Genomic DNA, 14,453 nt, shown 5'->3' on the forward strand with positions numbered 1-14,453 from the left:
TTAATCTTCTGAAAAATGTACCAGCACTTCACGGTACGAATTAAATATCTTTGACTTGGAAACAAAGCCCAAATAGTGACCTTCAGCATTCACCACGGGCAAGTTCCAAGCTTGTGTATCATCAAAAGTACGCATCACCTGCTCCATGCTATCCGTGTCGTACAAGCGAGCCGGTATGGAAGTCATCAATTTACCGACCTTAAAACGGTGATATAACTCTTGACGGAACATAATGTTCCGGATATCATCCAGTAAAACGATGCCAATCAATCCCCCTTCTTTATCTGTAACAGGGAATATATTACGATGTGAAGCAGAAATTGCTTTTACCAGTTCGCCCAAATCCATATCAGGATGAACCACAACGAAGTCTTTCTCTACCACATTCTCTACTTTCATCAAAGTCAATACCGCTTTATCTTTATGATGTGTCAGCAGTTCTCCTTTCTTAGCCAGACGCATAGAGTAGATACTATGAGGCTCAAACATAATTATAGTAAGATAGGCACTCACCGAGACAATCATCAGTGGCAAGAAAAGGTCATATCCTCCCGTAAGCTCTGCTATCAGAAAAACACCCGTTAAGGGAGCATGCATAACACCACTCATCACACCTGCCATACCCATCAATGCAAAATTCTTCTCAGGCAAATAAGAGGTCATCACATAACCATTACTAAAATGAGAGAATACAAAACCGGCAATACAACCCAGATACAAGGAAGGTGCAAAGATACCACCACAGCCACCACCACCATTCGTGGCACTCGAAGCAAATACCTTTAACAAGATTATCAAGGCAAGATAAATCAATAGAAAATGTGCATGACCGTAAAAGAAAGAGTTGTTCATTACCGTATCCCACTCCGCATTACTGGTACCATTCAACAATAATTCTATCGTATCATAGCCTTCACCGTAAAGTGGAGGAAAAAGGAAAATAAGCACACTCAGCATTACGCCACCCAGCACCAACTTCTTATAAGGAGAATTCAGCTTTCCAAATACCCCTTCTACAGAATTCATAGCCCGAGTAAAATAAAGCGAAACCAATCCACAGAAGATGCCCAACATGATTACATGCGGAATACGCTCCAGTTCGAATGCTTGGTCCAAATGAAATTTAAACATGGCATCCGTACCGGTCACGATATATGATACCGTTGCCGCAGTTACTGCGGATATCAACAAAGGAAGCAGAGAAGACATGGTCAAGTCGATCATCAGTACTTCCAGTGTGAAAACAAGTCCAGCAATCGGCGCCTTAAAGATACCGGCAATTGCACCTGCCGCACCACAACCTACCAATAACATTAATGTGCGGTGCTCCATCTTGAATACGCTTCCCAAGTTAGAACCGATAGCCGAACCCGTCAATACGATAGGTGCCTCCGCTCCTACCGAACCACCAAACCCAATAGTGATAGAACTAGCTATAATAGATGACCATGTATTATGGGCTTTAATACGTCCTTGCCGACTGGAGATGGCATACAATATTTTGGTAACTCCATGACTGATATCATCTTTCACCACATAGCGAACAAAAAGCCCTGCCAAGAAAATACCCACTACCGGATAAACCAAATAAAGGTAGTTAGCTTCGGTTACATTAAAATTCTCCGTTAAGAATTTCTGTATCCAATGTATCAGCATCTTCAATACCAATGCAGCAAATGCTGTAAAGATACCGACAAGGAAGCTGAGTATCAATATAAACCGCTTCTCGTTAATATTCTTTTCGCGCCATATAATAAAACGCTGTAATAATCCTCTTTTGTCTTCAGTCATCTTTTCTTTTTACTCACGAATGATCTTGATAACTCCACCCTTATCCAGTTTTATAATACTGGATGGTTTCGGTCTATCCATTTCTTCCTGACGATATCCTACAATATAATCCACCGCTGATTTAACCTCTTCACTTATCTCACTGAAATTTCCCGGAGAAGGTTGTCCGCTAATATTAGCAGAAGTAGAGACAATCGCTTTACGGAATTGCTGGCAAAGTCTTTTAGAAAAGTCTTCATTAGTCACCCGGATACCGACACTACCATCCTCAGCCAATAAGTTAGAAGCCAAGTTACGCGCTCCGGAATAGATAATAGTAAGAGGTTTGTCAGCTAACTCAATCAAGTCCCAAGCAACCTCTGGTACATCCTGTACATAGAAGTCCACCTTTACAGAAGAATCCACCAATACCAGCATCGCCTTACTGTCAGAGCGTTGCTTAATCTCATATATACGGCGCACCGCTTCTTCGTTGGTAGCGTCACAACCTATACCCCAAATCGTATCAGTAGGATACAGAATAATCCCGCCTTCAGCCATTACCTGACAGGCTTTTTTTATATCTTCTATCATTTCTTGATGTATAAATACAATGATTAACACGCAAAATTAGTAATTTCGCCCCGATAACAAAGCAAAGTTTAAGAGAAAACAATGGAAGAAATTGAATTTAACCACACCCTGCCCATACAAATACGTTTCAATGATGTTGATAAATTCGGGCATGTAAACAATACGGTCTACTTTTCCTTTTACGATTTAGGAAAGACCGAATACTTTGGTTCTATATGCCCGGATGTCGATTGGGAAAGAGATGGCATTGTCGTTGTGCATATTGAGGCAGACTTCGTTTCACAAATTTACGGTTCTGACCATATAGCCGTACAGACTGCCGTTACTGAAATAGGTACAAAAAGTTTCCACCTGGTACAGCGGGTTATCGATACAGAAACACATGACATAAAGTGTATCTGCCGTTCTGTAATGGTTACTTTTGACCTCACAAAACATGAGTCCAAACCCTTGACTAAAGAGTGGATAGAGGCTATATGTAAATTCGAAGGACGAGATTTGAGAAAGAAGAAGTAAGGGTTATTTCACCCGGTTTTGTTTTCGATATTCAATAGGAGTACATCCTTTCCACAGTTTGAATTGGCGTGCCAGATTCTTAGAATCGGCAAGTCCCACTTGTATGGCAAGATCGGCTATCGGATCGGTACTTGCCAACAATAATTGGGAAAAACGTTCCATACGCAAATCTGAGATGTACTGATAAATAGATTGTCCCGTCACCTGTCTAAAACGAACTTCCAACAGGCGTCTGGATAAAGGAACTTGTTTAACAATATCTTCCACATTCAGTTTATTCGCCAAATTCTGGTGAATATATTTTAATGCCGCCAATATAGCGGGATTATCCGTTGCATAGATATCCGTGGAAAGTCGGTTCACAATTGTCACCGGCTGAATAATTACATCCTCACTAACAGCGTCTTTATCTCGTATTAGTCTATCTATCAATTGGGCAGACTCATAACCACCTTTTACTATATTCAGGCTGACACTAGACAATGGCGGATCGGATAAACTGCAAATAATTTCATCATTATCCACTCCCAAAACAGCAATTTCTTCCGGAATATTAATACCTAAGACACGACATACTTCCATAATTTTATTAGCTTGCGTATCATCGCATGCCATCAAAGCCACCGGATGCGGTAACGATTTAATCCAATGAATCAGGGGTTCCGACTCATAATACCACAAATTATCTAAAGGTTGTTTCTGATATTCATAAAAATTATCTCCAAATCCTTTCTCTGTTATTCGCTCCCGATATCCCATGCAGCGTTCTTCAGACCATACTACATCTTTATAGCCATAATAAGCAAAATTCCGAAAACCTTTCTGTAGAAAAAAATCGGCGGCAATCTGCCCGGTTAGTTCATACTTGCTTGTTATATTAGGAATGACTGTAAAACGGGATTTGAAATCTTGGGCCAAAGCAATTATTCCATTTTTACGGAACAGCTCTACGTTGTCATCATCATCGAACTGAGCAATGATAGCATCCGCTTCCCATTTTTTCGCCCAATTCAACACACCAGAAATACCATAAGTATGTTTATAAGAAGGGGGCATTCTGCATACTACCCAAGGTTCACGACTCTTGGAATACTCCAGAATACCCCGCAATAAGTTGTGGGCAAATGCTTCTGTAAAATCAGTCAATAGAATCAACCTAATCATAATGCCCGCAATTTAACTACTTATTTTTTCTCTCCCAAAGAAAGAGTTACCTTTTTCTCCGGTACATTCCAGCCGGAAACGGTTAATGTTACTGTGCTCGTCAGTTTGGCAGATTGTGGAACAACACACTGAATTGTTCTTGTTTCCCCAGGTGCTATAGAGAAATAATTGTCTTGCCAGAAAACCGGAGTAAGCAATTCACCTTGTTCATCTTTCAAAGAAAGACGAATAAAGAATGCCAAAGCAGAAGGAGCATTTTTTAAATTCACCTCTACCAACGTATCTTCACCCTGCTGCTTCATTACAGCATCCACTTTACATTCAACTTGGGGCATCAACGACAGTTTTGAGAAGTCTGCCGATTTTGTTATCGGAGACTGATACCAAGACGATTTTGCCCAGTCATATACATCATCAGTCGTTGCCAGGCAGTAGAAGTTATCCGCTACATAGTTATCTTGTCCATCCGTTAGTTGTAACATTAAAAAGACATTCTCTTTGGGAGTCGGAACCTTAAAGGCTTCCACTGCTTGATAAGGAGGAATATTCAAATCTTTTTCTTCTTTGGACAACAACTTACCATTCAAATCATAAATCGACAATTTGCCTTTTAGTAGTTGTGCATCTAAACCTTCATTAACTGCAAAGACTGATTTCTTTCCATAATCGTAAATCAATTGTTGAGTCTGATTTCCTTTCTTTACAGAATAGTATGCGGCAGTCGGCACTTTATAATAGTCATATAATTGCCAGTAAAAAGAAGGCCATGCTGAATTCAACATCCATTGTACAATACCTGTAGCCTTTGGAATATTAACGCGAAATGCTTCGAACATAGCACGAGTACCCTCATAATTCAGTAAATCGGCTTTAAGAAGATAATCATTCAAATCTTTAGCTTGTCCATAGCGAGCTGTGATATTCTCCGTCAACACATCCAAATTATTCATAGCAGTACTTGACGCGGTACAATGATAATTCCAAACCTCATTATTCACTGGCCAAAGTTTATCTTCCGGTATCATTTTACGAATAGATTCAATAACCGGAAGTTGTGCACCAATTCCTGTTTCGGTATTAAATCCGAATGCTCCGCCGGGAGCTTTGTCTGAATACCAATAATCAGGAGAAACATATTCGTAAGGACCCGCCATCTTCATGCCACTAGGACCTGTAATCTCACTGGTCATTTCTTTTGCAGCACTTACATAAGGACGGTCATCAATCTTATTCAAATAGGCTTGATAACGTTTTTCCAGTTCCGGACGAGGCATCATATCACTACCTACATACCAAGCAATAATAGAAGGATGATTACGCAGCCACAATACCTGATCGTTTAATGAGCGGGCTATTAAGTCCATATCTTTCTCAGTTTTGATACCTCCAAATTCATCACAAGGCGAACCTAGGTAATTGTCCCATTCCCAATGACAACTCCAACCGACTAAAACAAGTAATCCGTAGCGATCACACAAATCATATACATTCTGTGATGTGCCCCAGATATTTTCAAAACGAATAGAATTAAGGTTCATGTCACGTACGTATTGTACTTGCGTTTCATTGGTTTCCGGAGTATCACGTAAAAAGATATCATCCGTCCAACCAGCACTTCTTACCAATACTTTCTTTCCATTTAATATAAAACCACGATAACCTTCTTCGGTAAAGTAATCTTTAATCTCACGTACTCCGAAATCAACTGTATTCTGATCTGAAACCTGATTATTGACTACAAACTCCAAATCCAGCTTATACATTTCTGGATTCCCCATATTTTGACACCACCATAACCGAGGATTCTTTAAATGTAAAATATCAGCTTGTTCTGACGTAACTTTTACAACACGAGTTTCGTTTGCTTCAAGCGAAACAGGAATGCTAAAGGATTTACCTTCCAATACTCCCTTCAACTCGCCATTCACTGCCTTATCAGACATATTAGTCAATTCCGTTTCTATAGTCAACCAAGCCTCACCCAAGGTTTCCGTATTAACTTTAGAATGTACGGCTGAATGATTCATGGCAACTGCATCATTCATCACCACCCGGACTTCACGGAAGATACCCATACTTTCATCTACGGGGCGCGGATTCCAATCCACGAAACCAATATTCGGTTCGCCGGGCTGGGCACGGAAGACTTCTACTGCCAATACATTGTTCTCTTGAACAGCATCAGTTATATCTAATTTGAAACGACGGAACGTACCATACAGAGAATCACGAGTTGCAATCTGCTTACCATTCAGCCAAACATTTGCCGCATAACTAATTCCGTCAAACATTAATGAAGCGTGTTGTCCTTCTTTCAAACGAGGCATTTCAAATTCTTTTCTATACCACCAGGTTGTATCAAAAGGAGCTTTATCTATATCTTTATAATTCACTCCTTCTAAAGCATCTTTGTACAGACCATTGGTTGTCAACACTCCCATCACAGTAGAAGGTACTATTGCATCATACCAGCCTTCTACCTCTGCCTGAGGCATAGACAACTTTTCGCCCGACAATGTAGTTTTTGCAGAAGATTGCACTTTCCAACCATCCGAAAGCAACAAATCTCCTGCCGACAAGTCACGGCTTTGGCAGGAAATCAGAGCTGTTGCAAGACAGCCACACAAAGTCAACGATTTAATCAGGTTACTTTTCATATATTCATTCTTTACAAGTTATTTTCAGTCTTTATTTAAATTACTAAAGCAGAAGCTCCCAATAACGCCGCATCTTCTTTCCGGGATACAAGAATTTTCACTCTCTTCACTGTTTCAGCATAAGGGAAAGTTTGTATAGTTTGCCACATGGATGATTCGTAATATGCAAAAGCAGACGCAATGCCTCCACCAATAATGATTGCCTCCGGATCGTAAGTAAATAGAATGGCTTTCATTAATTCTCCTAAATGAGAACCAAATTCCTTCCATATTTTAAGTGCCTGCATATCACCACCAGCAGCCTTTTCAGCAACTTCTTTTCCTGTTGTATCATAGTAGCGCACAAAAAAGCCACTACTACAATAATGTTCAAAGTCATGGGCCAGATAAGGTAATGAACCAACTTCACCAGCTCCCGTGTTTTGTCCGCCATACAACTCATTATTAATAATGACACCTGCCCCTACGCCTGTTCCAATAGTCATTCCTATCAGATTGCGGAATTGTTGCCCTTCGCCAAATTGTTTAATACCTAGCGTAAAACAGTTAGAATCATTATTGATGAATACCGGAACGGAAAAACGTTCTTCCAATAGTCTTTTCAACGGGACTTCCTTCCAAGACGGGATATTGGCTACATTATAAACAATACCTTCCGATACATCCACCACTGAAGGTACTCCTATGCCAATACCCTCCACTTCGGAGCACATGGTACGTTCAATCAATTTTTCGAGGTCAAGTAACACTTCCTTCTCATCGGCCTGAGAAGGACACGGAACAATTTCTTTCTTCAAAACAAGTCCATCTTTTACCAGACCGACCCGCATATTTGTTCCACCCAAATCAATACCTATTCTCATTTCATTATTTATTAATAGGGAAAGCAGACAGAAGAACTTCAAAAGGGGGGATTTCCTCCGCCCACTCTACTCCCTAGTTGTGTTAAAGTTATTTCTTTTTAAAACACCAGAATGTTGCATCTGACCAAGCCTCAGCATCTGCAGGATTCCAGCATAATACCAATTCGTCTTCTGTTAATACCAGTATTTCAAAGGTGGTTATTGTCTCCGATTCATCCCAGAAAGCATGTCCACTCAACACAGAAACACCTTTCAGTTTTAACTGACCAAGTGACCATTGTTCGCCACTATCCGGGTTCTTTTTTACGGTCGACATATCAAAAGAGAACGTACCTTTCTCCAAGACATTACCGTCTGCATCCACTTTAGAAAGATTCGGGCCTCCATTCAAGTCAAAAACCAGTTCACAATCCGCATCTTCCAAATCTTCATTTTCCGTTACATCCCATGAAGGCTCGAATTCAGTCAGCCATCCTCCGGTACCATAGACATAATCATAGTCTTCTAGATTCCATACCCATGCTTTTCCTGATATGTCGGCACCAGCAAACAATCCCCACTCTTCAGCGACGGGATGATCTATCTTTGTTATATTAACCGTACGAGTCGTAGTCACTTGCCCACCATCACAGAAACCAATAAATTTAATAGTCTGTTCACCCATAAAAGGTAACGCCACTGTAGCTTTCTGGAGTGTAGAAATACCCGTAATATGATCCCAATAACTCCCCACACCTAGGGTATTATTAATCATAACAATTTCATTACCACCCTCTGTAGTAGCATGAACATCGATTTGCAATTCACTCTCGTTGACAATGCCACCCATATCTTTATTATCGACTACCGGATCGCATGCGTCCAGCAGTAATAAAGACAATATTCCTATTGCTATTTTTTTCATAATCCGAATGTTTAAAGTCATTAATTCATATTGCTTTCATTCCCCCAACCAGGATTTTGCTCCAATATACCGGCTGATAAATCAATTTGTGTCTTGGGTAATGGCATCAAGCCTTTGGTTACTTCCAAACGCTGTGAGATATCACCCATATCCATGCGAGTTTCGACCATATTATCCAATACTTTTACACCATTCTGCTGGCTCAAAACTTGACCGGCAATACCCCAACGCAACAAGTCATAATAACGTAAACCTTCAAAAGCCAATTCCCAACGCCGTTCATTACGTAATGCATCATCCGAATAACCGACAGGATCCAAGCCCACTCTTGCACGAACACGATTCAACGGAGAAGCATCCTTTTTCAGTTCGGCAGCCATCAGTAATACATCGGCAAAACGGATAATTACTAAATCTTGCGTATTATTCAACTGATAGTCTGAATCAATTTCCGGATAAAGAATACGACTGTAGTTTACACTCTCACCTTCATCATTATAAGCATTAATAGCCATATATTTTTTCTGCCAATAACCGGTTTCGTTCATTTGTTTGTCGCATCCCCAAGCATAATCAGGCAATTCCTTTTCTACACTCAAAATAGAACCTTCACGACGAGGATCTTTCGAAGGCCATTCTTCCCACAATTTAGAATTAACAGTACCTATTCCCCAACCAATGCCAAAAGGAAATATATCATCCAAACTAACCGGTTCGCGAGGAGACGAGTACAGGCAGACTTCGTTATTATACCAAGGATAATCCCATGTAGCTTTTGAAGAATAACGAATGGCAAATACAGTTTCAACATTAGCACCTTCTTCACCTACCCATGATAAATCATAATCTTGTGCATATTTATAATCCTTCTTAGTATATTCATTACTATAAGGCCATAGATTTCTGAAGTCCCCTACCAAGTCATGTCCACTACTACTGATACAATCATCCAAATAACCTATAATATCGTTTTTAGAGAGAGTACCTTCCAGTAATGGCATACTTTCTTGCTGATAATAACCGGTATAAAAGAGGTAAGCACGTGCCAGTAAAGCTTCGGCAGCCCACTTGGTAGCACGACCTAACTCTGCATTACTTGAAGCACTATATCTGGTAGCAGGTAATTGCTCTATTGCCGTCTTCAAATCAGATGCAATCAAAGCATAAAGTTCTTCAGCCGTAGCACGCGGAGAATTCACAGGTTCAGTACTGGTTATCAAGGGAACCGTACCAAACAAACGACATAAATCAAAATAGAAATAAGCACGTAGGAAATGGATTTGTCCTTCAAGTTTTTGACGTGCTCCTTCGTTTTCCCACACAATAGCATCCATCGAAGCAAAGAGCATATTGCAACGGTAAATAGCACGATAGGCTTGTTTCCATACATCAGCAAACATATTATCGTCCACTTTCTTCAATCTATCAACTGCATGCATACGACGGTCATCCGGTCCGCCACCGCCAAAACGATCGTCAGAAAGTAATTCGGCAGTGAGGAAGAAGCTCTGTCCGTCTTCTCCGGGAGTCATTTCGCGAAGTAACGCATACACTCCCGTTAACGCAGTTTCCGCATCCGCCGCACTTTTAGGGAAGTTGGAGTTATCTTTCTTTGTCAGATTTTCAGTATCCAGGAAGTTCTCGCAGCCCGTCAATAAAAGGGCTATGATTGAATATATCCATATCTTTTTCATAATACTCGTCTTTTAGAATTTAATATTAGCACCTACCATATAAGTTCTCGGACTTGGATAGAATCCTAAATCAATGCCCGATACCCAGTCTTGGTAGCCACCATAACCGATTTCAGGATCCATACCCGAATATCCGGTAATAGTGAATAGATTCTGAGCAGCTACATACAAGCGTAGTTGTTTCAGTGGCAGATTCTTGAACAGTTTTTTGAAATCATAACCGATTGTCAGGTTTTGCATACGCAAATAATCACCATTCTCCATAAAAAGATCAGAGTTGAACTGCCAGTTGGAATGAGTACCCGAAGTCAGGCGAGGTATTTTATTAGAAGTGCCTTCACCATGCCAGCGACCAAAGATTTCTGAAGTATAATTTTGACGGGTATAATCTACATACGAACGATAGGATTTCATAATTTGAGCACCAAAAGCACCGTTCATCGTCATACTGATATCAAAGCCTTTGTAAGAAGCACTCAGGCTTAAACCTAAATTATAGTCAGGATGCGGGTCACCAAGCATGCAACGATCATCGTCGTCAATCACACCGTTATGGTCATTGTCTACCCAAATAACATCACCCGGACGGGCACCTTCTAACTTAGCTCCTTTATAATTAGCTATCTCTTCATCGGTTTGGAAGATACCGGCTGTTTTATATCCATAGAAGTAACCGATAGGATAACCCACCTGCGCACGATACATTTCCGTTGTTTGGTTACTCAATACATTGTCATCACCATGAATGATACCTTCGGAGTTGGCGATACGTGTAACTTTATTCTTGTTATACGCAAGGTTCACGGTAGCACTATATTGGAAATCGGAAATGCGATCGTTCCAGTTCAATGATAATTCAAAACCTTGATTACGAACATCACCACCATTGATGAAGGGTGCTCCTGTACCATATGTGTCAAGAACCGGTGCTGCAACCAGCCAGTCTTTAGTGTTCTTAATGTAATAATCGAAGTTAAGACCTAAGCGGTTATCCAAGAAGCGTGCGTCCAAACCAAAGTCAATCTGTTCGGAAGTTTCCCATGTCACGTCCTTATTAGCAAGAATATCAGGAAAAGCACCAGAGGAAACTACTGATTTATCCGGTCCGAAAGTATAATCAGCCCCACTGAATGCGATCGTAGAGAGATATTGGAAATTTGGAATATCCTGGTTACCATTTTGTCCCCAGCTAGCACGTATTTTCAAGAAATCCATCCATGATTTGGTTTGTTCCATGAAAGCTTCTTCAGATATTACCCAACCGGCAGATACAGATGGGAAATATCCCCAACGTTTACCACGAGCAAATTTGGAAGAACCGTCGGCACGTATTACAGCTGTAGCCATATACTTGTTTGCATAGTCATAGTTTACTCTGCCAAAGAAAGAAGCGAGCGAGTTCTTATCCCAAGGCGAGCCATGCAAAGTAGTACGGTTTGTTATAGCAGGAGTATTATTCAAATAAGCATGTTTAAAGTCGTTGAAAATGGAATTGATATTACTACCACTCATACTGTCACCCAATCCGTCTTTCTCAATGGACTGCCCCAGCAAAACTCCGATATTATGCTTAGCCAACTTAAAATCATAAGTCACCGTATTCTCCCATAGAATATTGCCACCTATCGACATATCTTGTGAGACACTATTATTATCATTGAATGTATTGCTTGCCAATTTATAAACCGGAGTAAAACTACGATAAGAATCCGCAGAGAATGTATATCCAAAGTTAGACTTCAACTTCAACCCTATAACAGGCTGTATCGTCACGAACAGATTGCCCTGCAATGCATGGGATTTAGAGAGATTTTGTCCATTCGAATAATACATTTGTCCGATAGGATTAGCTTCACGAAGTTCCCAAGGAATCGCATAATGATAATCACCATTCTTATCCTTATTTGGCAAGAAGGGGCTGGCGTGTAACATATTACGGATATCATTCGACCATGTATCACCAATAGCGATACCACTTCTTTCACTATATGAATAGGTTATATTCTCACCGACCTTAATAATTTCTAGCTTTCCTTTTTTATACAAGGTATGTTCTGAATTAACACGCGCCGTATAACGCTTATAATTCGGCTGAATAGGAGCACCAAGAATACCTTCTTGTGAAGTATAAGCCAAACCGATAGAATAAACGGATTGCTCCGTACCTCCGGTAATGTTCAAAGCATGGTTCTGTATGGGTGCATCTTCATTACGAGACTCGTCCAGCCAGTTGGTACCCTTCCATGTACCATTCTTGATGGCTTCCCAATCTGGAACCATGGATGCATAATCATAGTCGGGTAACCCGTCCATCATACGTGCTTCACTCATAATCATGGCAAACTCTTGTGCATTCAGTAAATCAGGCATACGATATACGTTCTGCACTCCGTAGTAACCATCGTATGATATTTCCGGTTTGCCTACCCTACCTTGTTTGGTAGTAACCAGAATAACACCATTAGCAGCACGTGATCCATAGATAGCTGCTGATGCAGCATCTTTCAATACGTCGATAGATTCAATATCCGCAGGATTCAGATTATTTATATCTCCTCCTGTCACACCGTCTATAATATAAAGAGGTGTAGCCGAACCGGTTGTTCCCAATCCACGGATAGTAACCTTAAAACCTTCGCCGGGCATACCGGAGCTCTGAGTTATATTTACACCCGGTGTCTGGCTTTGCAAAGCACCCAAGGCATTTACAGTATTCAGTTTGGCGATATTCTCACCTTTGACCTGAACTGTAGCTCCTGTCACCAATTTCTTTTTCTGTACACCATAGCCTACTACGACGACTTCATCCAATAATTCGTTGTCTTCTTTTAGTTCAATACGTAAAGGAGTATTAGCAGAAGTAACTTTAACAACTTCGCTAGCATAACCCACATAACTTATAGATAATTCACAAGGTACGGGAACAGACAATGCAAATTGTCCATCCAGATCCGTAACTACACCATTATTCGTCCCCTTTTGGAGAACGTTTACCCCGATTAACGGTTCACCGTCTTTAGCGGAAACAACAGCACCGGTAATTCTGTGATTTGTTTGTGCCATCGCAGACAGACAAACAAACAGCAATAAAAAACTGACAGATAAAAATGGTATCCGAACGGATACAGTTCTCTGCAAATCAGATAAGTTCTTTTTCCATTGCATAAGATTAAAATTTAGTGATTCATAATATCACTTCGGTTGGTTAGACCGAAGAATTTAATTTGCCAGACGTCTTTCGTAGTGGCAAAAATATGAAATCAACAATAATAATCATGCTCCTTTTGCGTATCTAAATCCTCACTTTGCGCAAAACAATATTAAATCATAGTAAATTGCAAATGTTTATCCGTGCTACTCTTTTCATCAAATTCGAATCCTTCCCAAACAAAACTTTTCAAATCTTCAGGATTCTCTATACGGTTTTTAATGATGAAACGTACCATTTCTCCACGGTTCATTTTAGTATATATAACTATAGTCTTGAGCTCTCCCCCTTTCCATACCTGGAATTCGGGAGTAATAACACGCACTTCTTGTTCCACCCGTTTCCAGTCGAACAAATTCTGCATCTCACCACTGGCTAGATTGACAAGTATGCCACCCTGACGTTTGATTTCTGCAATGAAATAATCGGTTAATATAGGTTTCCAATAATCAAACATAGAGCTACCTCCTTTTTCAGGCAGACGTACATCGCCTTCCAGGCGATAAGGTTTGATGCCATCCAACGGACGGAGTAATCCGTAAAGAAAAGAAGTGATACGTAGATGATCTTGCGCATAATAAAAATCATCCGTCGTGAAGTCTTTGAGAAGAATCCGCTTATAAACAGCGCCAGTATAAGCACAGATTGCCGGCATGACATGATTATCTTCCGAACAAAAATCATGGTAACGCAAGCGATTTTCAGCAGCTATCTTCGGATTCACACGCAGTAGTTTTTCCAGCTCACCTGCCGAGTACTGGGACATTTCCAATGCAGTTTGCACAGCATTCGCTTCAAACTCAGGAATCGTAACTTCGGGTACAACAGTTATGCAACGCGAAGTCATAGTCTTTGCACAGGAAATAAAAGTGAGCATAATCTTCTATAATAAATGGTTTAGTTCTACAAAAGTACAGAAAAAGTCTGTTCCAAAGAAGAATATCTACCGAACTATTTTCATATCAATAAGGTTACATACTTCTAAAAAAGTTTTTCTATTCTTTTCATACACGTTTCAAGAGTTTTTCATACCTTTACAGCTTGTTGGAGAATAGTGCCTATTTCCGTACTTACCCCCTTCTC

At 40.4% G+C, this 14,453-nt stretch carries 10 protein-coding genes; 1 reads left to right on the forward strand and 9 read right to left on the reverse strand.

The window, feature by feature from the left end; translation table 11 throughout:
* Entirely contained in the window at nt 1-1,791 is a 1,791-nt protein-coding gene (locus Q1W14_RS01410; RefSeq protein ID WP_300698535.1) for a chloride channel protein, read from the reverse strand.
* A gap of 9 nt (nt 1,792-1,800) precedes the next feature.
* The gene (locus Q1W14_RS01415; protein WP_300698537.1) at nt 1,801-2,364 is read right to left on the reverse strand and encodes an L-threonylcarbamoyladenylate synthase; all 564 of its coding nucleotides are present in this window, start codon (nt 2,362-2,364) and stop codon (nt 1,801-1,803) included.
* A gap of 81 nt (nt 2,365-2,445) precedes the next feature.
* Here Q1W14_RS01415 and Q1W14_RS01420 point away from each other — a divergent pair, with 81 nt between their 5' ends.
* A complete protein-coding gene (locus tag Q1W14_RS01420; protein WP_300698539.1) occupies nt 2,446-2,880 on the forward strand; it encodes a thioesterase family protein in 435 nt (144 codons plus the stop codon).
* A gap of 3 nt (nt 2,881-2,883) precedes the next feature.
* Here Q1W14_RS01420 and Q1W14_RS01425 read toward each other — a convergent pair whose 3' ends face one another.
* From Q1W14_RS01425 to yaaA, 7 genes are all read right to left on the reverse strand, one after another.
* On the reverse strand, nt 2,884-4,044 hold the full coding sequence (locus Q1W14_RS01425) for a DNA-binding transcriptional regulator (RefSeq protein ID WP_300698540.1): 1,161 nt from the start codon (nt 4,042-4,044) through the stop codon (nt 2,884-2,886).
* Between the two features lie 20 nt (nt 4,045-4,064).
* Nucleotides 4,065-6,701 carry a sugar-binding domain-containing protein gene (locus Q1W14_RS01430; protein WP_300698543.1) on the reverse strand — a complete coding sequence of 879 codons (2,637 nt, stop codon included), beginning with the start codon at nt 6,699-6,701 and terminating at the stop codon, nt 4,065-4,067.
* A gap of 35 nt (nt 6,702-6,736) precedes the next feature.
* Nucleotides 6,737-7,564 carry an ROK family protein gene (locus Q1W14_RS01435; RefSeq protein WP_300698545.1) on the reverse strand — a complete coding sequence of 276 codons (828 nt, stop codon included), beginning with the start codon at nt 7,562-7,564 and terminating at the stop codon, nt 6,737-6,739.
* Nucleotides 7,565-7,652: 88 nt separating this feature from the next.
* A complete protein-coding gene (locus Q1W14_RS01440; protein WP_300698548.1) occupies nt 7,653-8,468 on the reverse strand; it encodes a hypothetical protein in 816 nt (271 codons plus the stop codon).
* A 20-nt stretch (nt 8,469-8,488) separates the two neighbouring features.
* Nucleotides 8,489-10,162: a RagB/SusD family nutrient uptake outer membrane protein gene (locus tag Q1W14_RS01445; protein ID WP_300698551.1), complete on the reverse strand. Its 1,674-nt coding sequence runs from the start codon at nt 10,160-10,162 to the stop codon at nt 8,489-8,491.
* A 12-nt stretch (nt 10,163-10,174) separates the two neighbouring features.
* Complete coding sequence (locus tag Q1W14_RS01450) at nt 10,175-13,327, reverse strand: TonB-dependent receptor (protein ID WP_300698553.1); 3,153 nt, start codon at nt 13,325-13,327, stop codon at nt 10,175-10,177.
* A 155-nt stretch (nt 13,328-13,482) separates the two neighbouring features.
* Entirely contained in the window at nt 13,483-14,247 is a 765-nt protein-coding gene (gene yaaA, locus Q1W14_RS01455; RefSeq protein WP_300698556.1) for a peroxide stress protein YaaA, read from the reverse strand.
* Between the last annotated feature and the right edge of the window lie 206 nt (nt 14,248-14,453).

The sequence above is a fragment of the Bacteroides sp. genome (genome assembly GCF_030151085.1).
Classification (GTDB): Bacteria; Bacteroidota; Bacteroidia; order Bacteroidales; family Bacteroidaceae; genus Bacteroides.

Excerpts from the sequence above, each read along its gene's own strand:
- Q1W14_RS01410 (WP_300698535.1), bottom strand. The coding sequence starts at position 1,791 with ATGACTGAAGACAAAAGAGGATTATTACAGCGTTTTATTATATGGCGC.
- Q1W14_RS01415 (WP_300698537.1), bottom strand. The coding sequence starts at position 2,364 with ATGATAGAAGATATAAAAAAAGCCTGTCAGGTAATGGCTGAAGGCGGG.
- Q1W14_RS01420 (WP_300698539.1), top strand. The coding sequence starts at position 2,446 with ATGGAAGAAATTGAATTTAACCACACCCTGCCCATACAAATACGTTTC.
- Q1W14_RS01425 (WP_300698540.1), bottom strand. The coding sequence starts at position 4,044 with ATGATTAGGTTGATTCTATTGACTGATTTTACAGAAGCATTTGCCCAC.
- Q1W14_RS01430 (WP_300698543.1), bottom strand. The coding sequence starts at position 6,701 with ATGAAAAGTAACCTGATTAAATCGTTGACTTTGTGTGGCTGTCTTGCA.
- Q1W14_RS01435 (WP_300698545.1), bottom strand. The coding sequence starts at position 7,564 with ATGAGAATAGGTATTGATTTGGGTGGAACAAATATGCGGGTCGGTCTG.
- Q1W14_RS01440 (WP_300698548.1), bottom strand. The coding sequence starts at position 8,468 with ATGAAAAAAATAGCAATAGGAATATTGTCTTTATTACTGCTGGACGCA.
- Q1W14_RS01445 (WP_300698551.1), bottom strand. The coding sequence starts at position 10,162 with ATGAAAAAGATATGGATATATTCAATCATAGCCCTTTTATTGACGGGC.
- Q1W14_RS01450 (WP_300698553.1), bottom strand. The coding sequence starts at position 13,327 with ATGCAATGGAAAAAGAACTTATCTGATTTGCAGAGAACTGTATCCGTT.
- yaaA (WP_300698556.1), bottom strand. The coding sequence starts at position 14,247 with ATGCTCACTTTTATTTCCTGTGCAAAGACTATGACTTCGCGTTGCATA.